This window comes from Pseudomonas sp. C5pp (assembly GCF_000814065.1).
GTDB lineage: Bacteria > Pseudomonadota > Gammaproteobacteria > Pseudomonadales > Pseudomonadaceae > Aquipseudomonas > Aquipseudomonas asiatica.
Window position 1 is genome coordinate 194,929 of record NZ_JWLN01000005.1, and the last position, 23,957, is coordinate 218,885.

Genomic DNA, 23,957 nt, shown 5'->3' on the forward strand with positions numbered 1-23,957 from the left:
AAAAGAGATGCGGATTATATTTAAGCTATCACTCGGAGGTTGGTCGAAATATTCCGCCAAGCTTTTTGCCTTGAATCGTTATTCCCTCGCGGTCAATGTGTTTTCTCACCTCTTCTGAATGGTTTTTTTACCCTGATCTGTATCTTTTATTCGCCTTGCATCCCTCGATAATGGCTCAATGATAGTTTGCGCAAGGAGCGTGGAATGAGCATGGCTATGCCCAGGCCAGGGCGGTGTATGGCAGCGGCGGGGCGTCGCTACGATGCGTTTTTCTCGATGTCTTGGCGACAGTGACTGGTTACGTCATTACTTCCAATTAGTTGTAGGAAATTTCTTCTGGAAAAGTTCAGGGCATGTTGATGTTCAGGTTCTCTGATCAACGTGCGCTGGCTGCATGAAGTTGATGAGGTGATTTCGTGACTGCTATTCACGACCAGGCAATGCACTATATCTACCAGCAAGTACTCGAGCGCTTGCTCAGTCATATGTCACAGGCGCAGCGTGCTTCCTTGCAGTTGTTGATACAACGGCTGCTGGTTGCTGCAGGCGGGCCAGAATACATCGGCACCTACCGCTTGCTGGTGCTGCAAGGCAACGATCACCGCAGTGCCCGGCTGCTGGCGATGCTGCGTGCCGCACAACTGAGTATCGCCCTGCGTGCGCCGGTAACCTTCCAGCTGCGGGTGCTGGTAGTGAGCCTGCCCGTGGCTGACAGTGCCACGCTCGAATGCCATGAGCGCGGCTTCAATGCGCTGTTCTTGCAGGATGACCCGCGGGTGCAACTGCAAATGATCAAGGGGCGTGAAGTAGTGCCGTTCAGCCGGCATGCCCCTGCCGCGCCCGAAAGCTGGCTTTTGGCGAGGGACGCGATGCTGATGTTCGGTCACCTGGTCGACGCCAGCCCCGAAGCGCTGCTAGGGAGTCGCCTGCACCTGGAGTTGGCGGCCGCGGTGGGCTTTGCGCTGCAGGCGCATACCCCTGCGGATGTATTGATCACCGCCATCCCGGCGAGCCAGCGCCGCCGGTACCTTGCCTGGGCACGGCGCAGCTTGCGCCTGGCAGGGGAGCGGGGTTCGCATTCGGTGCACCAGTGCCTGGGGACGCTGGCACAGGGGCTCAGTCGCCTGCACGGCAGCATCGGGGGCCCATCGAGCGCCCTGGCGGAACCGGCCGTGGGGGCGGCGCCGCAAAACACGCCGGTGCGGTTGATTGCCATTGACGACCTGCTGCCGCCATTGCTCGAAGAACAGCAGCTTGACCTCATGCTCGGTTGCCGCTTCGAGGGGGGCCAGGACGCCCGGCCATTGGCCGCGTTCGTCGAGCCGTTGGCCCCGGCGCAGTTGCAGGAACTGCACGCGCGCAGTCTCGAACCGCAGGCAAGTCGCCCAGCATTGCGGCTGGCTGGCCAGCCGGGCGCCAACAAGCGGCGCGATGTGCATCAACTGCAGTTCGGCAGGGCATACGGCATCAACCAGATCCAACAGGTGTGCCTGCTGTTCAGCCCGTTTGCCAGGCAGGGGAAGAACCTGGAGCGTTTTCTGCAGTGCTGGCATGCCGACATGCTGGTGGCGCTGCCATATCTGCATCGGGCCTTGCAGGGTAAACCCTGCCCTGAAGCGGTGAAAAACTGGCTGGTGAACACCAGCGGCCTGCCGCTGGGGCAACTCAGGTTGATCTATGGCGGGGGCCTGCCGCTGGCCTCCTGGCGCCTGATGAGCCATCTGGCCCGTCGCGATGTACAGCTGAGGTTGCTGCCGCGGCGGGCAGCGGGGCGGCGGCGTGGTCATGCGGGGCCGCCTTGATGGAGCAATCGGGCGCCGGAGAGTTCGCCTATCGCAAGGTCTATCGCTACCTGGAAGCCCTGATCGACCAGGCTCCACGAAGTGGCCCCTGCCGTTTGCCGTCGTTGCGCGAGTTGGCCCGGCGGTTGCGGGTGTCATTGGCCACCGTACAGAGTGCCTACAGCCTGCTGGAAGAGGAGGGCCGCGTGCAATGCCTGCCCAGGTCGGGCTATTACGTACAGGGCGCTGCCAAGGATGCTGCCGCGGCCATGCCTCTGCAGGCACCCCTGCCGGCACAGCCGATGCTGGAGCGAACCCTGCTCAGCCACGAACGGCGCCTGGCACGTCAGCGCACGCACAATGGTGCCCCTTGGGACGCGCCCGGCAGCGCCCGCCTGCGCAATGCCGTCGCAGAACGCTATACCCGTTCCTCCAACCGGTACTGGCGTGCCGAGGACGTTCAGTTGGCTCCGGATGTGCAGGCGTTGCTGGAGACCTTGCTGGCGGCGTTGGCCGTGCAAGGAGGAACCGTGGTGGTGCACTCGCCCTGTTGCTGGCAGGTACTGCGCGCGTTGGCCCGCGCTGGCATGCGAGTGTTGGAGGTACCACTGGATACCTGCGGCAACCCGGACCTGCGCGCCCTGGCCTGGCTACTGGATAGCGAGCCGGTGTGCATGCTCGTGATGCCGTCGTGCCTTGGCATGCCGCAGGGGCGGCTGGTATCACCGCACTATCAGCAGCAGCTTGGCCAGATGCTTGGGCAGCACTCTGTATGGGTGCTGGAAAACGACCTGGACAGTGAGCACTGTTACAGCGGGCCGCCGAATATGCGCCTGCGCGATTGGGTCGACCCCCGCTGGTTATTGGTGATGGGGGCGTTCGATGCCGCAGTGGGGAGCGAGGCGCCCTATGCCTACTTGCTGGGCCATGATGCCGGGCTGGCCAAGGCTTTCGCGGAGCGTGCGTTTCGGCTTGCACCGCTTCGCCTGCAAGCGCTGGCGCACATGTTGGGCAAAGGCGAGATCGAGACGCAACTGGTGCGGCTACGTACGGACCTGCAAAAGCGTATGCAATGCCTGGCGCGTGAGCTGCAGCTGCAGTTCGGCCAGCGGGTGGCATTGGAAATGCCGGAGGGCGGTCGGACCCTGTGGGTGCGCTTTCGCCAGCCACTGCCATGGGCGGATATTGCCGCGTCGTTGGCGGGTTCAGCGCTGCACGCAATGCCGGGCGAGCAGTTCAGCTTGCAGGGGCGCTACCAGCAGTGCCTGGCGATGGCGTGGCTGGGTGATCACCCGGGGGAGCTGCAACAGGCGGTAGAGCGCCTGGCCCAGGTGCTGGAACTGCGCTGTGGCCGGCCCGCCGGGGTTATACCTTGAGCCGTCGGGGGATGTCGGGCGGTGCTGTGCGCAAAGAACAGATATCGCTCGCCTGACGCATCCTTTGTAGGAGCAGCCTTGTGCTGCGATGAGGCCGACACCGCGATGTAGTCGAACAGGTCAATGTTCTGCACGTATTCGCACAGGCCGACACCGCCGTCGTGCGGGCCAGTTCGCCGGGGCTGCTGCGCAGCCCATCGCGACACAAGGCCGCTCCACAGACAGCGCCACCGAACTGACCCACGGCACTTGCCAGGCTTACTGGTCTGTATGTATAACCAGTATCCCTTCCAGCCGCCTGACCCCAGCCCGTGATCGCCCATTCCGTCGACGACCCGTTCTACTACCTGCACAATTTCCGCCAGGTGCTGCTGTGGGTAGAACAGCGCTACGAAGACCTGCTCGACGATCAGGAACTCGCTTTCATCCACACCTTCAGCCAACTGGACGCCCCGGCGCAGGCCCTGATGGTGCGCATGGTCATGCGCAAGGGCGAGCTGTTTCGCAGCGACCGGCTCGACTATGCCGAAATCGGCGATACCGGGCAGGCCCTGCAGCCGTTGCTGGCCCTCGGCTGGGTACGGGAGCCCGCGCAACTGGAACTGCAGCAACTGTTCGCCCTGCTGCGCAAGGACGAATTTGCCCGTTGTTTTGCCCCACAGCTGAGCCGCCCTCGCGCCGCCAAGCATGACCTGCTTGCACAGCTGCAACCTCTGGGCCTGCAAGCCCGTTCACTGGCCGAGTGGTTCCCGGACAGCGGCATGCGCATCCTCCATTGGTGCCTGCAACCCTTGTGCGACCGCATGCGCCTGCTGTTCTTCGGCAACCTGTACCAGGACTGGTCGGACTTCGTCCTCGCCGACCTTGGCTTGTTGCGCTACGAACAGGTGCCGTTCAGCCCCGATTCGCGTGCCCTTCAACAACGTGCCGAAGTCGACCTGGCCATGGCCTTGCACCGTTGCGCCGAGCGCCTTGAGCAAGGCGACGACCCGCTGTCGATCCTGGCAGCCATGCAGGGCCTGCACAGCGACAACCCATGGCTGGCCCGGCGCCATGCGCGCCTGCAATTCGCCCTGGGCCAGCAATGCGAGCGTCTGGGCGACTGGGCGCAGGCCATGGCTGTGTACACGCAGTGCAGCCATGCCCAGGCGCGCATCCGCCAGGTGCGGGTGCTGGAGCGCAGCGAGCAGTGGCACCAAGCCCATGCGCTGGCGCTGCAACTGGCCGCGGCACCGGCCAGCGCCCTGGAAGTGCAGGCGCTGGAACGCATGTTGCCACGCCTGGCACGCAAGCTCGGTGGCCCGCCACAGCGGCGCCAGCGTGTCGCGCCGCTGGAACTGATCGAGCTGGAGCTGCCCCGGGAACAGGCAGCGCTGGGTGTGGAGGAGGCGGTACGCCAGTACCTGGCCGAAGCCGGTGGGCCGGTGCATTACGTGGAGAACACGCTGTTCAACAGCCTGTTCGGCCTGCTGTGCTGGGAGGCGATCTTCGCCCCGGTGCCTGGCGCCTTCTTCAACCCATTCCAGGCCGCCCCGCAGGACCTGCACGACGGTGATTTCCAGCAACGCCGCAGTGCTCTGTTCGACCGTTGCCTGGGGCGACTCGACGATGGCAGCCATCACAGCGCGATTCTCGACTGCTACACCGCCAAGCAAGGCCTGCAGTCGCCGTTCGTGTTCTGGTCCGTGCTCAGTGAAGAATTACTTGAGCAAGCCTTGGCCTGCCTGCCGGCGGCCCATTTGAAACAGTGCTTCCTGCGCCTGCTGCAGGACATCCGAAACAACCGCGCCGGCATGCCCGACCTGATCCAGTTCTGGCCCGAACAGGGCCGCTACCGCATGGTCGAGGTCAAGGGGCCCGGCGACCGCCTGCAGGACAACCAGCTGCGCTGGCTGGAGTTCTGCCGGGCGCACGGTTTGCCTGTCGCGGTGTGCCATGTACGCTGGAGCGAAACGCCTTGAGCTATAGCGTGGCGGTACGGGCCTTGTGCGAGTTCAGCGCCAAGGTAGGCGACCTGGACCTGCGCTTCACCCCATCACCCACCGCTCAGGAGGGGATCGAGGGGCACCGTCGGGTGGTGGCGCGACGCGCTGCGGGCTATGAGTCGGAAATTACCCTCGAAGGCCAGTTCGAAACCTTGAAAGTACGTGGCCGCGCCGACGGTTACGACCCCACCTGCAACCGCCTGGAAGAGATCAAGACTCACCGTGGCGACCTGTCGCGCCAGCCTGCCAACCATCGCCAGTTGCACTGGGCGCAGGCCAAGGTCTATGGCTGGTTGATGTGCCAGGCTCGGCAACTGCCGAACATCGAGGTGGCGCTGGTGTACCTGGACGTGGACAGCGATGGCCAGACGCTGATCAGTGAACACTGCACGGCAGCCGAACTGCAGGCCTTCTTCGAAACCCAGTGCCAACGCTTTCTGGCTTGGGCACAAGGGCAGGAACAGCGCCTGGCCGAGCGTAACCAGGGCCTGGAAGCGCTGGGCTTCCCCTATCCGGCGTTCCGCCAGGGCCAGCGACAACTGGCGGAAACCCTGTACAAGGCCGTGAGTACCGGCCGTTGCCTGATGGCCCAGGCCAGTACCGGAATTGGCAAGACCCTCGGTACCTTGTTCCCCCTGCTCAAGGCCATGGTGCCGCAGCAACTGGACAAGCTGTTCTTTCTCACCGCCAAGACCCCGGGCCGGGCCCTGGCCCTGGATGCCATGCGCCAGATCACCGATGCCACGCCGCAGCCGGCCTTGCGCACGCTGGAGCTGATCGCCCGCGACAAAGCCTGCGAGCACCCCGACAAGGCCTGCCATGGCGAATCCTGCCCCTTGGCCGCAGGCTTCTACGACCGCCTGCCGGCCGCGCGCGCTGCGGCGGCAGCGTTGCCCATGCTTGACCGCGCCCAGCTGCGCGAAGTGGCCTTGGCGCACCAGGTGTGCCCGTATTACCTGGGCCAGGAGATGGCACGCTGGGTAGACGTGCTGGTGGCGGATTACAACTACTACTTCGATGCCCATGCCTTGTTGTTCGGCCTGACCCAGGCCAACCAGTGGCGGGTCGCGGTGCTGGTGGACGAGGCGCACAACCTGGTCGAGCGCGGCCGCGGCATGTACAGCGCCAGCCTCGACCAGGGGCAGTTGTTGGCCCTGCGCCAGAGCAAACCGCCCGGACTTGTCAGTGCGCTGGACCGGCTGAACCGGCAGTGGAACGCCCTCTACAAGGGGCAGCGCGCGCCGTACCAGGCCAGCGAGTCGCTGCCAGATGCTTTGCTGCGTGCCCTGCAGCAATGCATCGGGCTGATCCAGGAACAGATGAACCAGGCACCCGCGCAAATGGACCCGCAGGTGCTGCAGTTCTTCTACCAGGCGTTGCAGTTCAGCCGGGTTGCCGAGCTGTTCGACGAGCACTTCCTGTTCGACATCAGCCAGCGCCAGGGGCCACGCAAGCGGCGGCTGGCCACCCTGTGCCTGCGCAATGTCACCCCGGCGCGCCTGTTGGGCCCACGCATGCAGGCGGCGCGCAGCGTGACGCTGTTCTCTGCAACCCTGAGCCCACGGCATTTCTACAGCGACCTGCTGGGCATGCCGGCCGATACCGCCTGGCTGGAAGTGGCCGCGCCGTTTCGCGCCGAACAGCTGGAAGTGCGCATCGCCAGCCAGGTATCCACCCGCTACCAGCAACGCCAGGCTTCGTTGGCGCCGATCGTCGAGCTGATTGCCCGGCAGTACGAGCGGATGCCGGGTAATTACCTGGCGTTCTTCAGCAGTTTCGAGTACCTGCAACAGGTGGCCGGGCTGTTGGCCGAGCGACATGCGCAGATACCCATGTGGGTTCAGGAACCAGGCATGGACGAAGCGGCCCGCCAGGGCTTTCTCGATCGCTTTGTAGCGGATGGCCGTGGGGTGGGCTTTGCGGTGCTGGGTGGTGCATTCGGGGAGGGGGTGGACTTGCCGGGCACACGGCTGATCGGCGCGTTTGTCGCCACCCTCGGGCTACCCCAGGTCAACCCGGTCAACGAGCAGTTCAAGCAGCGCCTGGGGCGGCAGTTTGGTGCGGGGTTCGATTACGCCTATCTCTACCCGGGCGTGCGCAAGGTTATCCAGGCGGCAGGCCGGGTCATCCGGGGCGACCAGGACCGTGGCGTTCTGGTCTTGATCGACGAGCGCTTCGCCGAACCCCGAGTGCAGCAGATGTTCCCGGGGTGGTGGCCGGCGCCGGGAGGTTAACGCGGCCCCGGCGATGGGCCGCAAAGCGGCCCCAATCTAGGCATCAAGGCTAGCCCGGCATACCGTCAGCCCGTGGCCGCAGCAGGATGGGCAGGTAGTGGCGCAGGAACAGCAGCAGCGCCAGGCTCCAGCACACCACCGAAAGGCTCACCCCCAGCGGCGTGAACAGCGGCAGCACCACCCGCGCCAGCGTCGCCAGTTGGATCAAGGCAAAGGCCCAGGCAATGCTGGTCGGCACCTGCAGCGGCCTGCCGGTGTGGCCCAGGCTGACCCGTGCCATCATCGCCAGGATCAAGCCGCTCATGGCGCCCACGGTCAGGGCGTGGGTCACCAGGCTTGGGCCCAGCGCCACCCCGGCATGCCACAGCGCCATGCCCAGGCAGGCAATGGCAATCCAGGCATAAGCCAGATGCAGCGACCACAGCAGGGGCACACGCCACAGGCCGCGGTCATGCCACAAGGTCAAGCGGGCCGTATGCAGGGCAAACAAGGTGCCAAACAGCACGGCCAGGCCGATACGCGGCGTATCGGCCAAACCCGAAGCAAAGGCCAGCGGTACCGCCACGCTCAGCAGCAGGCAGGCCCGGTCCAGCCAGGGGCGGGCAGGGGCCGGTGCCATGTTGCCCAGGCCGCGCCGGGTGAACAACGGGATCACCCGCCCGCCAAGCACGGTCATCATCGCGGCCACCAGCCACAACCCGGCAAACACCCCGCGGCGCTGCCACAGTTCGTCCTGGCGCAGCCAGCCGACCAGGGTCAGCCACTGGCAGGCGGCGATCAACAGCACCAGGCCGACGATCGGGTAGTTGTTACGCAAGCGCCGTTGCACGATCGGCCGTGCCAGGGCTAGTGCCACCAGCGGCAGGAAGCAGCCCTCGATCACCACCAGCACGCTGCCCGGTAGTGGCAGGAACCAGCTCACCCGGCCCAGCAGCCAAAGCAGGAACAAACCCTGTAGCGCGCGCCCGTTCAAGCCTGGGATGCCGCTCCAATTCTGCACGGCGGTCAGCAGGAAACCCGCGATGATGGCGGCAGCAAAGCCATAAAGCATTTCGTGGCGGTGCCAGGCGAGCATGCCGCCGGGGGGCGTGGGCTCCAGCGCACCGGCCAGTACGCCGCCCCACAACAGCAAGGCGAGCAGCGCAAACAAACTGCCGCCCAGGAAGAATGGGCGGAAACCCAGGCCCCAGACGGCCTGGCGTGGGCGTGAATCGATCGGCTGCACAAGCATGGGCTGACCTTCGTTCGTTCAGTGGGCTCAATTGGGGTAAGATCACGATCCGTGCCAGCTCCGAACCCCTTGTATATCAAGGTGATGGCACTTCTCCGGGTCCGAATGACATGTGTACTCCGCTGTTATTTGGACCTGCTTGTATGTCGTATTGACTTGCTTCAGGGTCTGGCCGGTTCGCCGCTGGCCAACGCTTCGCTACAGGATTCACGTTTTGTCCGACCTCTCGAAAAATCCGCTGCTGCAGTACATGGCCCGCCTGGCCCCATCCAGCCAGCAAACCATGCGCTACATCCTTCAGGACGCCGCCGATCGGCTGGGTTTTGTCGACTGCAATATCGTCGATGTGCCCTGGCATCGGCTCGAGCCCGGCCATGTGATCGCCCTGGTGGCGGCGCTGCGTGCGGATGGTTACGCCCCCAACAGCTCGTCGCTGTACGTCAACGCCATTCGCGGTGTGATGAACGAAGCCTGGCGCCAGGGCCTGATCGATCACGAGCAGTTGCTGCGCATTCGCGAAGTCAAGCCGGCCACCGGCAGCCGCCTGCCGCCGGGGCGCAACCTGCGCCGCAGCCTGATTCGCGAGCTGATGGATGTGTGTGCGGCCGATCCACGGCCGCAGGGTGTGCGTGACGCGGCCATCATCGCCTTGCTGTACGGCACCGGCATGCGCAAGTCGGAATCGGTGGACATCGACCTGGACCAGGTCGACTTCGAGGCGCGCAGCCTGCAGGTGCTGGGCAAAGGCAACCGCCAGTTGATCAAGTACGCCCCGCCATGGGCGTTCGAGAAGTTGCAGGCGTGGCTGGACCTGCGCCGCCAGGACTTGCCCGCAGGGGCCGAAGACGACCCGTTCCTGTTCAACCGCATCCGCCGTGGCAGCCATATAACCCGGGCGCGTATCACCAAGCATGCCATTTACTACATCGCCCGCCAGCGTGGTGCGCAGGTGGGCGTGAAGATCATGCCGCACGATTTCCGCCGGGCGTTCATCACCCGCGTGATCGAAGAGCATGACCTGTCGATTGCGCAGAAGCTGGCGCATCACGCCAATATCCAGACCACGGCCATCTATGACCGGCGTGATGACAACGAACGCCGGCGTGCGGTGGACCGCTTCGATTACTGAGGCCTTGTCGCTGTATAAAGGGCTTGCTCTAACCCTGTGGGAGCGGGTTCACCCGCGAACACGGGCGAAGCCCGTGCCATGCACTGGGTTGGATTCTTCGCGGGTAAACCCGCTCCCACAGAGGCCGTGTCGCAGCATCGGGTAATTTTTGCCTTGAGATCCCAGCACCGAAACAGGGCCGAAGCACGCCCCTGCCTTGTGCGCCATCTCCCTCTATGCCCGATGCCAGAGCGGCCATGGCAAATCCTTTATCTTCGTTCACCTGCGGAGTTGGCCCGCAACCTGCTATATCCAGCCTGCGAATTTGATCGAGTGGTCAGGCCGTGCGCGCTGTAGCCGTGCGTGCCTGCCACTCTAAACGGCCAGCAGGCCACGGATTTCAGGGGCCGCAGGATGTCGCTCGCGGAGCAGATCGAACAACAACACGACGATGCCGGCTGGAGCGCTCACCTGCAGTTGCGCTTCGTCAGACGCGACAAGGTGACCCGCCTTGGTGCGTGGCGGCATTTCGGACCTCTTTTGGTGCAGCGGCCATTCTATCCCGAAGGTGCACCGTGCCATGTCTACGTGCTGCACCCTCCTGGTGGGATCGTCGCTGGCGACCGCCTGGAGCTGGATATCCAGCTGGAGCCGGGCAGCCACGCGCTGCTGACCATGCCCGGCGCCAGCAAGTTTTACCGCAGCATCGGCCCGACCGCGCGGCTGGTCCAGCGTTTCCACCTGGGCGCCGACAGCACCCTGGAGTGGCTGCCGCAGGACAGCATCTTCTTCTCCGGCGCCCGCGCCAGCCTCGACAGCCGTTTCACCCTCGAACCAGGGGCGCGCCTGCTGGCCTGGGAAACCCTGTGCCTGGGGCGCCCGGTGATGAACGAGCGTTTCGAGCAGGGTGCCCTCGACAGCCGCCTGCACATCGAACTGCCCGACGAAGTGGGCCTGCACGAGCGCCTGCGCGTCGAAGGCGGGCGCCTGAGCAAGCTTGGCGGGCATCCGCTGCTGGCCACCTTCTGCGCCGCACCCGCCGACCAGGCCGTGCTGGATCTGGTGCGCCCGCTGCTTGACAAGATGGCCAACCCGGCCGGCGCGACCCTGCTCGGGTCGTTGCTGGTGATCCGCGTGCTCGACCATGACAACCAACACCTGCAACGCACCCTGCAACGCCTGTGGCATGTGCTGCGCCCGGCCGTCCTCGGCCTGCCGGCCTGCCCGCCGCGTATCTGGGCCACCTGAGAGAGCGCCATGGAGCTGACCCCGAGAGAGAAAGACAAACTGCTGCTGTTCACCGCCGCGCTGCTGGCGGAGCGGCGCCTGGCCCGTGGCCTGAAACTCAACTACCCGGAAGCGGTGGCGTTGATCAGTGCCGCCGTGCTCGAAGGCGCCCGTGATGGCCGCACCGTCGCCGAGCTGATGAGCCTGGGGCGTGAAGTATTGAGCCGCGAGCAGGTAATGCCTGGCATCGCCGAAATGCTCCACGACGTGCAGGTCGAAGCGACCTTCCCGGATGGCACCAAGCTGGTGACCGTGCATGACCCCATCGTTTGAAATTGCCCAGGAGCCCCGCATGATCCCAGGTGAAATCCAGGTCGCCGCCGGCGACATCGAGCTGAACAGCGACCGCGCGACAGTCACCGTCAGCGTGGCCAACCATGGCGACCGGCCGGTGCAAGTCGGCTCGCACTACCACTTTTACGAAGTCAACGAGGCGCTGGTGTTCGAGCGCGCGCCTACGCTGGGCTTTCGGCTGGACATCCCCGCGGGTACCGCCGTGCGCTTCGAGCCTGGTCAGGCGCGTACCGTGCAACTGGTGGCATACGCCGGCAAGCGCGAGGTCTACGGCTTCCAGGGCAAGGTGATGGGCGCGCTGGAGGGCAGGGCATGAGCCGCATTTCCCGCCAGGCCTATGCCGACATGTTCGGCCCCACCGTGGGCGACCGCGTGCGCCTGGCCGACACCGCGCTGTGGGTCGAGGTGGAGCACGACTTCACCATCTATGGCGAAGAGGTAAAGTTCGGTGGCGGCAAGGTCATCCGCGATGGCATGGGGCAGGGCCAGATGCTGGCTGCCGAAGCCATGGACCTGGTACTGACCAATGCCCTGATCATCGACCACTGGGGCATCGTCAAGGCCGATATCGGTATCAAGCACGGGCGTATCGCGGTGATCGGCAAGGCTGGCAACCCCGATGTGCAGCCGGGCGTGAACGTGCCAGTGGGCCCCGGCACCGAGGTGATCGCGGCCGAGGGCAAGATCGTCACCGCCGGTGGTGTCGACTCGCACATCCACTTCATCTGCCCGCAGCAGGTGGACGAGGCGCTGAACAGCGGTGTCACCACCTTCATCGGCGGCGGTACCGGGCCAGCCACCGGCACCAATGCCACCACCTGCACGCCCGGCCCCTGGTACCTGGCGCGCATGCTCCAGGCCGCCGACAGCCTGCCGATCAACATCGGCTTGCTGGGCAAGGGCAACGCCTCGCGGCCGGAAGCGCTGCGCGAGCAGATCGCAGCCGGCGCCGTGGGCCTCAAGCTGCACGAAGACTGGGGTTCGACACCAGCAGCCATCGACTGCTGCCTGGGCGTGGCCGAGGAAATGGACATCCAGGTGGCGATCCACACCGACACCCTCAACGAGTCCGGCTGCATCGAAGACACCCTGTCGGCGATCGGCGACCGCACCATCCACACCTTCCACACCGAGGGTGCTGGTGGCGGTCACGCCCCGGACATCATCCGCGCGGCAGGGCAGGCCAACGTGTTGCCTTCCTCGACCAACCCGACCCTGCCGTACACGGTCAACACCGTGGACGAGCACCTGGACATGCTCATGGTCTGCCACCACCTGGACCCGAGCATCGCCGAAGACGTGGCCTTTGCCGAGTCGCGCATCCGCCGCGAAACCATCGCCGCCGAGGACATTCTCCACGACATGGGCGCCTTTGCCATGACTTCGTCCGACTCCCAGGCCATGGGCCGGGTTGGCGAGGTGGTGCTGCGCACCTGGCAGGTGGCCCACCAGATGAAGCTGCGCCGCGGGCCACTGGCGCCGGACACCAGCTACAGCGACAACTTCCGGGTCAAGCGCTACATCGCCAAGTACACCATCAACCCGGCACTGACCCACGGCATCGGCCACGAAGTGGGCTCGGTGGAAGTCGGCAAACTGGCCGACCTGGTGCTGTGGGCGCCGGCGTTCTTTGCGGTCAAGCCGGCCCTGGTGATCAAGGGCGGAATGATCGTCACCGCGCCCATGGGTGACATCAACGGTTCCATCCCCACGCCGCAACCGGTGCATTACCGCCCGATGTTCGGCGCCCTGGGCGCGGCGCGGCATGCCACGCGCATGACCTTCCTGCCCCAGGCGGCGATGGACCGGGGCCTGGCCGAGGAGTTGAACCTGCGCAGCCTGATCGGCGTGGCCCACGGCTGCCGCCGGGTACGCAAGCCCGACATGGTCCACAACACCTTGCAGCCGCTGATCGAGGTCGATGCGCAGACCTACCAGGTGCGTGCCGACGGTGAACTGCTGGTCTGCGAACCGGCCCGCGAACTGCCGCTGGCCCAGCGTTACTTCCTGTTCTGAAGGAGCACCGATGATTGTCTTGACCCGCCGTATCACCGAGCCCGGCACGCTGGGCGAAACCGGCACCGTTACCCTGGACGTGGACAGCCGCATCAAGAGCCGCCTGCGGGTGACCCTGGATGATGGTCGCGAGGCCGGGCTGATGCTCGAACGCGGCCACCTGCTGCGCGGAGGCGAACTGCTTGCCGATGCCGAGGGCACCCAGCTGATCCGTGTGCTGGCGGCGCCCGAGGCGGTGTCCACGGTACGCTGCGCCGACCCGCACCTGCTGGCCCGCGCGGCCTATCACCTGGGCAACCGCCATGTGCCGCTGCAGATCGAACCCGGCCTGTTGCGTTTCCAGCACGACCACGTGCTGGACGACATGTTGCGTGGCCTGGGCCTGACGGTAGAGGCCGAACAGGCACCGTTCGAGCCTGAAGCGGGCGCCTATCAGAGCGCACCGCACAGCCACAGCCACAGCCATAGCCACACCCACGGCCACGATCACCCGTTCGTGCGCCTGCCTGCCCATTCCTGAACTGCCTGGAGCAACCGATGAAAAAGACTTTCGCCCTGTTTCTGCTGATGCTGGCTCTGCCTGCCTTCGCCCACCCCGGGCACGACGCCAACCCGCTGCAGGACGGCCTGCTGCACCCGCTGACCGGTCTTGACCACCTGCTGATGCTGCTGGGCACCGGTGTGCTCGCCGCGCTGACCCGGCGCAACCTGACGCTACCCCTGGCAACCCTGGCGGCGATGTTTGGCGGCGCGGTGTGCGGCCACCTGTTCGGCGATGTACTGGGCATGGAAACCCTGATTGCTGTGTCGCTGCTGGTGGCTGCCGGTGCCGTGCTGCTGCCCAGCCGCCAGCTGCTGCTGGCGATGGCGATGCCGGTGTTCGCCCTGTTCCATGGCTGGGCCCATGGCGTGGAAGCCACGCCAAGCGCGTTCTGGCAGTTCAGCGCCGGCTTCGTCACGGTCAGCGGCCTGTTGCTGGCGGGCGGCTTTGCGGTCGGTTGCCTGTTGCGCAGGCATAGCGGCCTGCAGAAGGCCTTTGGCGGCGGCCTGCTGGCCGGCGCCGCGCTGGTACTGGCTGGTTGATGGACAGCGACCTGGCGCTGTTGCGCCTGCTGCAGCTGGCCAGCCCTGGCTTGCCGGTGGGTGGCTTCACCTACTCGCAAGGCCTGGAGTGGGCGGTCGAGGCGGGCTGGGTACGGGATGTGGATGGTTTCGCTGCCTGGCAGCGCGAGCAGATCGACGACACCCTGGCCTGCCTCGACTGGCCGGTGCTGGCGCGCTTGTACCACGCCTGCCAGGCTGAGGACGCCGAAGCCTTTGGCCACTGGAGCCGCTTTCTGCTGGCCAACCGTGAAACCGCCGAGCTGCGCCTGGAAGAACAGCAGCGCGGCGCGGCGCTGGCACGGCTGCTGGACGGCTGGCAACTGGGCCAGGCGCCGGCCTGGCGGGCCAGCCTAGAACTCACCCAGCTGGGCGGTATGGCCTGGCTGGCTGCGCATTGGGCGATCCCACTGCGCCAGTTGGCCCTGGGCCATGGTTTTGCCTGGCTGGAGGGCGCGGTAATGGCCGGGGTCAAGCTGGTGCCGTTCGGCCAGCAGGCCGCCCAGACCTTGCTGCGCGACCTGGGGGCAGGGCTGCCCGCGGCCCTCGACCAGGCACTGGGCCTGGGCGATGACCAGCTTGGCGGCGGCCTGCCGTTGCTGGCCATTGCCTCATCGCGACACGAAACCCAATACACCCGTTTGTTCCGTTCCTGAGGACTGCCTGCATGCAAAGCTATCAACAACCCCTGCGCGTCGGTGTCGGCGGCCCGGTCGGCTCCGGCAAGACGGCGCTGCTCGAAGCCTTGTGCAAGGCCATGCGCGACCACTACCAGATCGCAGTGGTCACCAACGATATCTACACCAAGGAAGACCAGCGCATCCTGACCGAAGCCGGGGCCCTCGAGCCGGAGCGCATCGTCGGCGTGGAAACCGGCGGCTGCCCGCACACGGCGATACGTGAAGACGCCTCGATGAACCTGGCGGCGGTCGAAGCACTGGCGCGCAAATTTGGCAACCTCGAGGTGATCTTTGTCGAAAGCGGCGGTGACAACCTGAGTGCCACCTTCAGCCCTGAGCTGGCCGACCTGACCATCTACGTGATCGACGTGGCCGAAGGCGAGAAGATCCCGCGCAAGGGTGGGCCAGGGATTACCAAGTCGGACTTCCTGGTGATCAACAAGACCGACCTGGCGCCCTATGTGGGGGCTTCGCTGGAAGTGATGGAGCGCGATACCCAGCGCATGCGCCCGCAGCGGCCATGGACCTTCAGCAACCTGAAGAAGGGCGAGGGGCTGCAGGCGGTGATCGACTTCATCGTCGAGCGCGGGATGTTGGGTGTGCGCGGGTGATGTAACGGGTTGAACGCAGTCTTGACCATGGCGCAATTCCTGTGGGAGCGGGTTTACCCGCGAACACCGGCGCAGCCGGTGCCACCCACCGCGTTGGCTTCTTCGCGGCTAAAGCCGCTCCCACAGGGATATATGTTGCCTCACGTTATGCATGGCAGCAGTGAGGTTTATCCGGCTGCCCTTCATAACGGTCGTGGTGCCGTACCCAGTCCATGGTCCCAGCCTCGTTGCGCCCCAGTGGCGCGATGTCGAGGAAGTTGTAGGTGTTGACCAGGATGTCCAGCCCGCGGGCATAGGTTGAGTAGGTGTGGTACACGCTGCCGTCCGGCTCGCGGTAGAACGCACTCAGCCCGGGAAGCTCGCTTTCATCGCCGTCATATGGCTCATAGTTGTACTGCCGCTGGCCCTCGCTGCCGACGCTGACGCCAAAGTCCTCGTTGAAGCCGCTGCCATGTGACGAATACCAGGGGAACTGCCAGCCCATGCGTCGGCGGAATGCCTGGAACTCGGCATACGGCGCACGCGACACCGCCACCAGCGACACGTCGTGATGGGCCAGGTGCAGGTTGGCGCCGTCAAAGTGGTCGGCCAGGAATGAGCAGCCGTGGCAACCTTCGCTCCAGCCTTCGGCGAACATGAAGTGGTAAACCAGCAGTTGGCTGCGGCCTGCGAACAGGTCGGCCAGGCTCAGTTCGCCGTCCGGTCCCTGGAAGCGATAGTCGTGCTCCACCTTGACCCAGGGCAGGGCGCGACGGGCTGCGGACAGCGCGTCGCGGTGGTGGGTGAAGGCCTTTTCGTGCAGCCACAGCTGTCGGCGGGCCGCCAGCCACTGGCTGCGGGAAACCACCGGGTGCCTGCTTTCGCTCGTGCTCATGGTGTTATCTCCACATTGGGGGGATTCACACACTAGTCGAGCACGGGCGGGTTGAATCGACAGGTCGCGGCGGCCCGGCGATGAGTGGTACCGTTCAGCCCGAATGGGCGATATGCCCTTCGGTCAGCTCATCCGCTGCTTCGTCTTCCCCTGGCAGTGCGGTTATCACACTGAAGTCGCTGATTTCCACCTGACCACCACCATAGCCCAGCAAATGGAAGGAAAACGCCTTGCGCGCGGTCGGGTTGTCGAAGCTGAACTCCATCTCCAGCGGCTCGTCGGCAGTGACTTTCACTTCGTAAGGCAAGCCCAGCGGTACGTCCTGCTCCAGCTGCTTGGCCTTGAGCTGGATATAGGCTGCGCGCTTGGGGTCCAGCGAACGTACCTTGACCCGTACGCGGGTATGCGAACCCTCGGGCATTTCCAGGTACTGGGCGCCGATCAGGTTGTCGGCCCAGTCATCTTTGATGCGCTTGCGCAGCTGGATCGGCGATGGGCCGCCGAACTGGTAACGAAGGTTGAGCGGTGTCTGCAGCAGGGACTGGTCGAGCACCCCGGCGAGGGCACCGATCTGCTGGCCCAGCAGGCTGTCGCCCAGGCCAAGGTAACGTGCCTGGTCGGCGATGAAGCCCTCGCTGGCGTAACGCCGGCAGCGCTGCTGGAAGTCGCACTCGGTGAACACACCCCGGCCGTCGTGATAGCGCAGCATGCCGTTGGTGTAGGAGATCATTTCACGACCGCTGTCGTAATCGCGGTACAGCGAGCGACCGCCGAGCGCCATGGGGATGGGTAGCGCAAAGTAGTCGAGCAGCGAGGTGGCCAGGTCGATATGGCCGTAGGTGCCCCGCTTGATCCGTGGCAACTGCGCCTGCTCCGGCGCCAGGGTGAGGTTGAAGCCCCAGGACGAGGCCAGGCGCACACCGTCGATGCCGTGGGACTCGTCGGAAGTCACTACCACCAGGGTGTCCTTGAGTACGCCCTGGCGTTCGAGGTTGTCGAGAAATGCACCGAGAGCATCGTCCAGGTAGGCGACTGCCGCTTGTTTCGGCGTGTCGTAGCGCTCCATGTACTCGAACGGCGCCGAGTAGGGCTGGTGGGTGCCCACGGTGAGCAGGGTCAGCATCCATGGCTTGTCCTGCTTTTGCAGTTGGCCGACGTACTTCAGAGCCCCCTCGAAGAAGGAGCGATCATCCTTGCCCCAGGGGAAGTCCAGGTAGTTCTTGTTGCGGAACCACTCCTGGCCGTGCACCGAGTCAAAGCCGATGTGCGGCATGATGCGGTCCTTGGCCATGAAGCGCAGGCCGGCACCCTGCAGGTAGTGGGTAGTGAAACCGGCCTGGCGCAACTGCGCTGGCAGGCAGGCCTGGTTGCGTTCGTTCTGGGTCAGCAGTTCCATGCCCTTGGGCGTGCCGTTGGCCAGCTTGTCATAGTCACCGCAGAGCATCGCGTACAGGCCACGGATGGTCTGGTGGGTATGCAGCACGTAGTCCGGGGTGTTCATGCCGCGCTCGGCCCACTGGCTGAGCTTTGGCATCAGCTCTTCGTCGAAGCGGCTGTGCAGGGCCTGGCGGTTGGGCCGCAGGTAGGCCCCGGGGATGCCTTCCACGGTGATGATCAGCAGGTTGCGGGCGTTGCCTGGCCCGGCGAGCAGCCGCTGGCCATGCAGGTCGGACTGGGTCAGGCCGGTACTGGCCAGAGGGGTGAAGGTTTGTGTGCGGCCCATCCAGCCTTCGACCTGGCGCTGCAGGTTGCCGGCCCCGGCCGACAACAACTGGTGGGTGAGGTTGTATTGCCGCCATTGGTCGGCGTCGGAAGGTACCAGTTGCTGGCTGCCCCAGTGGGCGCCAAACAGCAGCAGCGGAATGGCCCAGGCCTTGCGTGGCAGCGGCTGGCTGCGTTGGCTACGGCTGCGCCAGGCGATGGCCAGCCAGCCCAGCAGGCCGGTGCCCATGATCCAGGGCAGCCAGGCATGGGCCAGGCCGCCACCGGTCGAGTTTTCCATGAACTGCGGGTCGAGCAGGTATGTCAGGTCAGCGCTGGTGGGCAAACGGCCAACCGCGCTGACCAGTTCGGCCGAAGCCACCCAGAGGGCCGCCCAGGCCAGCAATACGGGGAGCGCCAACCACCACGGCCGACGGTGCAGCAGCAAGACCAGCAGGCTGCCGAGTGCGAGGTCGGACAGGTAACCGAGCGGGTTGGACCAACCCAGCATGGCGCGCGTACCCAGTGGGATCACCAGTACCAGGGCCGCCAGGGCGACAAGCCGGGTACGTGGGTGGTCTGACAGGTTCTTCACGAAAACATCCCTTTTGCCATTAAATCGTCATGCAACTGTGCTTGATGATAACAGGCCGTGGCATGGAAGGCGGTCCGGGACAAGACTGGTAACCAAAGCCGGGCCCCTTCGCGCGGGCCCGGCCGAGGGCAAGTATCAGAAGTAGTAGGGGAATTTCAGGCTGAAGGAAAAGTCCGGCGCGTCATCGGTCAGACCAATGGACAGGTTGGGCACGATGGTCAGGTTGTCGGTGGCGGCGAAGGTCATGCCGATGTTGAAGTTGGCTGCGTTGTAGTCGCTGTTGGAGATCGACTGCCAGTCACCGCCATCCGGCTTTATCTTGCTCTTGCGGGCGAACTGGTCGGACACCGAGAACGACATGCTCATTTTCTCGTTCAGGGCAAAGGCGATACCGCCGCCGATCTGCCAGGAGTCGCCCAGCTTCACGTCGCCGGGCACCTTGCTGTTGACCTGTGGGCTGATGTCGCTGAACGAGTCTTCCATGTTGTAGGTGTACGACAGGCTGCCGAACAGCACGGCCGGGTCGAACGTCTTGACCAGCGAGATGCCCGGCGTGATCGACCAGACGCCGTTGCCGGTCGGCAGGCTTTCCGGTACCGACAGGTTGTCGTTGCCCTCGACCTGGCGCAGTTTGATGCCATACGGGTCTTTGCCGGTCGGTGCCTTTATACGCAAGGTAGCGACGGCGTCAGGCCAGGTCTCGTCTTCGTCGAGGAACTTGTAGGCGACGCCGACGTTGACGTCGCCAATTTCCGGGTCGCGGGTTACGGTTTCGTCCGAGGTGGTCGCCCCGGCTCCCCCCGCACCGCCGGAAGAATAGGTGGATTCGCGGTACACCACCGGGACGTTGATGTCGAACTGCCAACGCTGGGCGAGGTTGTAGCGGGCAGTCATGTCCAGGGTCCAGTTATCTGCCTTCACCCGGTCAAGGTTGATACTGCCGAGGAAGATCGAGTCCAGTGCCAGGAAGCCGTTGAGCACCAGCGCCCGAGTATCGTAGTGGGTATAGGTGACACCGGTCTCGAAGCTGAACTTGCCGCCGCCGAAGAAGCCGCTGGCCTCGTCATACAGGTTGGACACGCTCTGTGCCGGTTCGGCGTCGGCGGTCAGCGCCTGACCATAGGAGCTGCCGGTGGTGCCCGGTGCACCCGATGCCACCGTCTGTGCGCCCTTGACCCCTTCGGCCGGGGACCTGACCAGGCGTTTGGGCGGTGGTGCTGCCGGGGTTTCCTCGACCTGGCGCACGCGCTGCTCCAGCACCATCAGCGCTTGCTGCTGGGCTTCGTAGCGACGTTTCAGTTCCATCAGTTCCTGCTTGAGGGCCTCAACCTGTGGGTCGGAGGCGGCGTAGAGCAATGTGGCCGGGGCCAAGGTGGTCAAACACACAAAAGCTTTGAGCGATAAAGATCGGTGCATGGAATTGCCGTCCCTGCCGACTACTTTTGATGAGACTCAGCGTAGATCAGTATCCGAATGTGCGAAGACCTTTGAGCTGATCGAGGCTACCATTCAGCGAAGCGGCTGTTGGCACGCTTTCACGCATCACCACATTGAGCGTGGTGACGTTGCTCACCCGGTTGCCATTGCCCAGCAGCGTCGAGTTCTGCATCAGGCCACCCTGCGCCAGGCGCTGTACGCTGCTGCCCTGGTTGTTGCTGGCATTGATATTGAACTGCACCCCTACGCCGCTGGCAGACACACTCAGCGCACCTGCGCCGTTTTCGCCCGTCAGCGTCTGGCCGTTGGCCAGTGCTTGGCCCTGAGGCTGCACGGCGGGCGCCTGGTTGGCCTTGGAGACATTGATGGCGACGTCGTTGTAGGCGGTGTTGTTGTCGCCAGCGGCGCGTACCACCTGGGTAACACCCTCTGTGGTGTTGAGGCCGGCACCGCCCGTGACGGTACCGGTACCTGGTGCTGTGGATCCAGCTGACGCTGTGCCAGTGCCGCTTTCGTCGATCAACGACACATAAAATTGCGGTTTGATGGTCGACTGCTGAATCTGCATCGTGCTCGTGGCACCGATCACGTCCCCTTTGGCATTCTGCCAGGTGCTGGACATGACAATGCCGAAACTCACGATCCGCCCCGGCATCACGTAGCGGCCACGCAGGGTCGCCAACTCATGGTCCTTCAGCTCGATGGGCTTGAACGTTTCGGCATGGGTGGGAAGGCTGACGGCCAGGCATGCGATCGCGAGCCAGAATGGGTTCTTCATTGGGGTGCTCCCCGGAGCCTCGTGCTCCTTGTCGTTGCAAGAGTCGTTAGAAGAAGTCGCTTTTGATGAAACCGAAGTCCAGCAGCTCTGCATCCTGCACCGGGGTGAAGTTGTTCACCCGGCCCTTGGCGGTCAGCGGCAGGGGCGGGTCGAGCAGGATGTTGTTCTTGTCGTAGCCTTGGCCGATGACGGCGAAGATGATGCCGTTCCAGCCCTTGAGAAAATCTTCGACTTTGTAGCGCTTGTGGCCCAGTACCGGGTCACCGATATACACCCAACCCTTGTCGACCTTCTGCATGACCACGAAGTGCTTGTAGCCGCGCACGTCCATCAGCACCACGACCGGGATGCGCACGCTGTGCAGGGTCTCGGGTGCCACCCGGTAGCCGCGGGCACGCATCCCCAGGCTTTCTACGTAGCGTTTCATGTCGAGCATCGAGAAGCCTTGCGTGCGCACCAGGTCCTGGTCGGCGTGGGCCAGCATGCCTTCGATGATCTGTTGCTCGTCCACATCCAGCCAGTAGGCCTGGCGCAGGATGGTGGCCAGCGCGGCGGCGCCGCAGCTGAAGTCGGTTTTCTGTTGCACCAGGTCGGCGAACTTGCGCTCGCGTATGCTCTGGATGGGCTTGAACACCACGGCGCCGCCCGGCAGGACGGACAGCGGCATTTGTGCAGCTTCGCTCATGCTGGCCAGGCACAGCAAAAACGCCAGGGCAATGATGCGCATGATCGGATGCCTTCCGGTTCTGTTGAAGAAAGGCCCCCCGAAGGGGGCCTCAAGCACAGCGATCAGAACGAGGTGTTGGAGATGGCCAGCGAGTTGCTCTGCTGGTTGCCCACACCGGCTGCCACGTTCACGCCCAGGTTGCCACTGCCGCCATTCACCGAACCACTAAGGGTTGCAGTGTTGGTAACAGGGTTTGCCCAGCCGGTCGGGGTCAACACTTGGAAGGACACGGTATTGCTCAAGTCGTAGGCACTGCTTTCGCTGTAGCTCTTCGACACGTCGTTCGACGATTGAGACGATTTCTCGCCAGACTTTTCAAACGCCGATTCCGATGCATTGGCATAGGACGACTCGTGAGCCTTCTCATACGAGGAGTCGCGAGACTTCTCGTAGCTCGATTGGCGAGCCTTGTCATACGACGAGTCGAATGCCTTCTCGAACGACTTGTCGTAAGAGCTTTCCCGCGAGTGGTCGACATCCACATTGAGCGATGCATTGAGCGAGGCATCGAAGCTGTCGGTGCGAGTGCGCTCGTGACGGCCGTAATCGGTGCTCGTGGTGCGGGTCGCATCGGCTGCCGCAGCCAGGGAGGCGCTCAGGCTGGCACTGCTGGACGAACTGGCGTTGCCGGACATCGAACCACTGGCATTCCAGCTGTTGGAGCCGCTGGCAGTGGAACTGTGCGAACCACTGGCGTTCATGCTGCTCGAACCGCTGGAGTTCCAGCCACTGGAACCACTGGAGCTGGCACTTCGCGAGCCGGCCACGCTGAAGCTCGATGACGAGCTGCGGTCGTCGGTCGAATTGAACGTGCCCTCACGCGAGCTGGAACCGCTCTTGGTGGTGGTGATGGTCAGCGTATCCACCCGGTAGGTGCGGTCGGCGCCGTTGTTCACCGTCAGGCCTGGACCGTTCTGGTCGGCAGAGGCGGTGGCAGTGGCATTGCCCAGCGGGGCACCGGTGTTGGCGATGGCCATGGTGTTCTTCTGCTGGTTCAGGTCGCCGCCAGCGATGTTGATGCCGACGTTGCCCTCGGCACCATCGGCCGAGCCGGTCATGACTGCCGAGTTCTGGGTGGACCAGTTGTCGACACGGTTGTTGTTGCTGAACTGGCGAACGTCAGCAGTGGCTTCGGCGGTGCCGAACACGAAGCTGTTGTCCAGGCTGGACTCGGACGATGCATTGGCAATAGCCGCAGCATTGTCCTGCTGGTTGCCGTTACCGGCTGCCACGTTGACACCCACGTTGCCGCTTGCACCCGTGGCCGAGCTGCTCATTTCGGCTTCGTTGATGGTGCCTTGGTTGGTGATGGTGTTACCCGTGCTGCGTTGGCTGTCCATGGCGTTGGCTGTGGCATACACAGGGATCCGGGTGGGAGGAGGGGTGTGATGCCCGTTATTGTGGTGACCATTGTGGTGCCCGCCACGCCGGTCGTTCTGATCAGCTTGTACAGCAACAGCCATGACCGCAGCAATTGCGAAAACCAGAGGCTTGATTGCCATCGAGGGTTTCATGGTGATTCTCCGTACTTTTAGGTTAAGTGTTGTTCTTAACTGGATGGGTCAATCCGCGACCCGGATGCTCAAGGTGTTGGCCATTCGGTTTCCCACCCCGGCACTCTGGTTCAACTGAATCACTCCACGGCTACCGGTGAATGCCTGGTCACTGGTGGTGACCTGGCGATGGCCAGTTGAAGTGTCAATCGGACCGGAGTTGTTGAGCAGCGCCACGTTCTGTTGCATGAGGACGCTGTCGTCGATGCTTTGCGGCTGGGCACCGAGGCTGATGCTCAGTGCGTTCGCTTGCTGGGTGTTGGCGCCGGCGCTCTGGTTGACCCCCAGGGCGCCGCTACCGTTGCTGAAGGCGTCGCCCTGTATGGTCGAGCGCGCGTCCATCGCGGAAGTTGCGGGGGCGTTCAGCCGTTGGCGGATCTGCGTGGTGGCGCCAGCCTCGGGCCCTGCGGCGAAGGCGCGCGCGTTGGCCTGTTGCTGTTGGTCGCCGGCTGCCTGGTTGACCGACAGGTTGCCCTGGTAACGGCTGCCCGAGCTGTCGATGTCTGCGTTGTTGATCACGGGGACCGGGGATTGCGCGAAGGCCGATGTACTGCACAGCGTGACCAGGATCAGCAGCGTGTGCTTCAT

Annotated in this window: 21 protein-coding genes; 13 read left to right on the top strand and 8 right to left on the bottom strand. The window is 64.3% G+C overall.

Annotated features, from left to right (window positions below; genetic code table 11):
- The first annotated feature begins 416 nt into the window (after window positions 1–416).
- The 4 genes from RR51_RS06240 (at window position 417) to RR51_RS06255 (ending at window position 7,376) form a co-directional block, all read left to right on the top strand.
- Window positions 417–1,802: a hypothetical protein gene (locus tag RR51_RS06240; protein WP_039612948.1), complete on the top strand. Its 1,386-nt coding sequence runs from the start codon at window positions 417–419 to the stop codon at window positions 1,800–1,802.
- On the top strand, window positions 1,802–3,157 hold the full coding sequence (locus tag RR51_RS06245) for an aminotransferase class I/II-fold pyridoxal phosphate-dependent enzyme (protein ID WP_039612949.1): 1,356 nt from the start codon (window positions 1,802–1,804) through the stop codon (window positions 3,155–3,157). The genes RR51_RS06240 and RR51_RS06245 overlap by 1 nt, the downstream gene beginning before the upstream one ends.
- 311 nt (window positions 3,158–3,468) lie before the next feature.
- A complete protein-coding gene (locus tag RR51_RS06250) occupies window positions 3,469–5,118 on the top strand; it encodes a VRR-NUC domain-containing protein (protein WP_039612950.1) in 1,650 nt (549 codons plus the stop codon).
- Window positions 5,115–7,376, top strand: coding sequence for an ATP-dependent DNA helicase (locus RR51_RS06255; RefSeq protein WP_039612951.1), 2,262 nt, complete (start codon window positions 5,115–5,117; stop codon window positions 7,374–7,376). Before RR51_RS06250 ends, RR51_RS06255 begins: the two co-directional genes overlap by 4 nt.
- A 49-nt stretch (window positions 7,377–7,425) precedes the next feature.
- Here RR51_RS06255 and RR51_RS06260 read toward each other — a convergent pair whose 3' ends face one another.
- Window positions 7,426–8,607: an NnrS family protein gene (locus tag RR51_RS06260; RefSeq protein WP_052261033.1), complete on the bottom strand. Its 1,182-nt coding sequence runs from the start codon at window positions 8,605–8,607 to the stop codon at window positions 7,426–7,428.
- Window positions 8,608–8,821: 214 nt separating this feature from the next.
- On the opposite strand from RR51_RS06260, the gene RR51_RS06265 reads away from it, so the two are divergent.
- The 9 genes from RR51_RS06265 (at window position 8,822) to ureG (ending at window position 15,704) form a co-directional block, all read left to right on the top strand.
- The gene (locus RR51_RS06265; protein ID WP_015270152.1) at window positions 8,822–9,736 is read left to right on the top strand and encodes a site-specific integrase; all 915 of its coding nucleotides are present in this window, start codon (window positions 8,822–8,824) and stop codon (window positions 9,734–9,736) included.
- Between the two features lie 393 nt (window positions 9,737–10,129).
- Window positions 10,130–10,963, top strand: a complete 834-nt coding sequence (locus RR51_RS06270; protein ID WP_003256922.1) for an urease accessory protein UreD — start codon at window positions 10,130–10,132, stop codon at window positions 10,961–10,963.
- Between the two features lie 9 nt (window positions 10,964–10,972).
- Entirely contained in the window at window positions 10,973–11,275 is a 303-nt protein-coding gene (locus tag RR51_RS06275) for an urease subunit gamma (RefSeq protein ID WP_003256923.1), read from the top strand.
- Window positions 11,276–11,294: 19 nt separating this feature from the next.
- Window positions 11,295–11,612, top strand: coding sequence for an urease subunit beta (locus RR51_RS06280; RefSeq protein ID WP_039612952.1), 318 nt, complete (start codon window positions 11,295–11,297; stop codon window positions 11,610–11,612).
- Window positions 11,609–13,312 (top strand): urease subunit alpha, encoded by a 1,704-nt coding sequence (gene ureC, locus RR51_RS06285; protein WP_013972449.1) that lies wholly within the window; start codon window positions 11,609–11,611, stop codon window positions 13,310–13,312. Before RR51_RS06280 ends, ureC begins: the two co-directional genes overlap by 4 nt.
- Before the next feature lie 10 nt (window positions 13,313–13,322).
- Entirely contained in the window at window positions 13,323–13,832 is a 510-nt protein-coding gene (gene ureE, locus RR51_RS06290; RefSeq protein WP_039612953.1) for an urease accessory protein UreE, read from the top strand.
- A gap of 17 nt (window positions 13,833–13,849) precedes the next feature.
- Window positions 13,850–14,395: a HupE/UreJ family protein gene (locus tag RR51_RS06295; RefSeq protein WP_039612954.1), complete on the top strand. Its 546-nt coding sequence runs from the start codon at window positions 13,850–13,852 to the stop codon at window positions 14,393–14,395.
- The gene (locus RR51_RS06300) at window positions 14,395–15,069 is read left to right on the top strand and encodes an urease accessory protein UreF (protein ID WP_039612955.1); all 675 of its coding nucleotides are present in this window, start codon (window positions 14,395–14,397) and stop codon (window positions 15,067–15,069) included. The genes RR51_RS06295 and RR51_RS06300 overlap by 1 nt, the downstream gene beginning before the upstream one ends.
- An 11-nt stretch (window positions 15,070–15,080) precedes the next feature.
- Window positions 15,081–15,704, top strand: a complete 624-nt coding sequence (ureG, locus tag RR51_RS06305) for an urease accessory protein UreG (protein WP_010953755.1) — start codon at window positions 15,081–15,083, stop codon at window positions 15,702–15,704.
- A gap of 145 nt (window positions 15,705–15,849) precedes the next feature.
- Here the strand turns inward: ureG and RR51_RS06310 are convergent, their stop codons facing one another.
- The 7 genes from RR51_RS06310 to RR51_RS06340 all read right to left on the bottom strand — a co-directional run bounded on the left by RR51_RS06310 (window position 15,850) and on the right by RR51_RS06340 (window position 23,957).
- Window positions 15,850–16,578 carry a DUF899 domain-containing protein gene (locus RR51_RS06310; protein ID WP_039612956.1) on the bottom strand — a complete coding sequence of 243 codons (729 nt, stop codon included), beginning with the start codon at window positions 16,576–16,578 and terminating at the stop codon, window positions 15,850–15,852.
- Between the two features lie 94 nt (window positions 16,579–16,672).
- Complete coding sequence (locus RR51_RS06315) at window positions 16,673–18,874, bottom strand: LTA synthase family protein (RefSeq protein WP_039612957.1); 2,202 nt, start codon at window positions 18,872–18,874, stop codon at window positions 16,673–16,675.
- A 135-nt stretch (window positions 18,875–19,009) separates the two neighbouring features.
- Complete coding sequence (locus RR51_RS06320) at window positions 19,010–20,290, bottom strand: transporter (RefSeq protein WP_039612958.1); 1,281 nt, start codon at window positions 20,288–20,290, stop codon at window positions 19,010–19,012.
- 46 nt (window positions 20,291–20,336) lie between these two features.
- Window positions 20,337–21,089 (bottom strand): hypothetical protein, encoded by a 753-nt coding sequence (locus tag RR51_RS06325; RefSeq protein ID WP_039612959.1) that lies wholly within the window; start codon window positions 21,087–21,089, stop codon window positions 20,337–20,339.
- A gap of 46 nt (window positions 21,090–21,135) precedes the next feature.
- Window positions 21,136–21,816 carry a C39 family peptidase gene (locus RR51_RS06330; RefSeq protein ID WP_013972457.1) on the bottom strand — a complete coding sequence of 227 codons (681 nt, stop codon included), beginning with the start codon at window positions 21,814–21,816 and terminating at the stop codon, window positions 21,136–21,138.
- A gap of 62 nt (window positions 21,817–21,878) precedes the next feature.
- Window positions 21,879–23,330, bottom strand: a complete 1,452-nt coding sequence (locus RR51_RS06335; RefSeq protein WP_039612960.1) for a hypothetical protein — start codon at window positions 23,328–23,330, stop codon at window positions 21,879–21,881.
- A gap of 48 nt (window positions 23,331–23,378) precedes the next feature.
- Window positions 23,379–23,957, bottom strand: coding sequence for an autotransporter adhesin (locus RR51_RS06340; protein ID WP_039612961.1), 579 nt, complete (start codon window positions 23,955–23,957; stop codon window positions 23,379–23,381).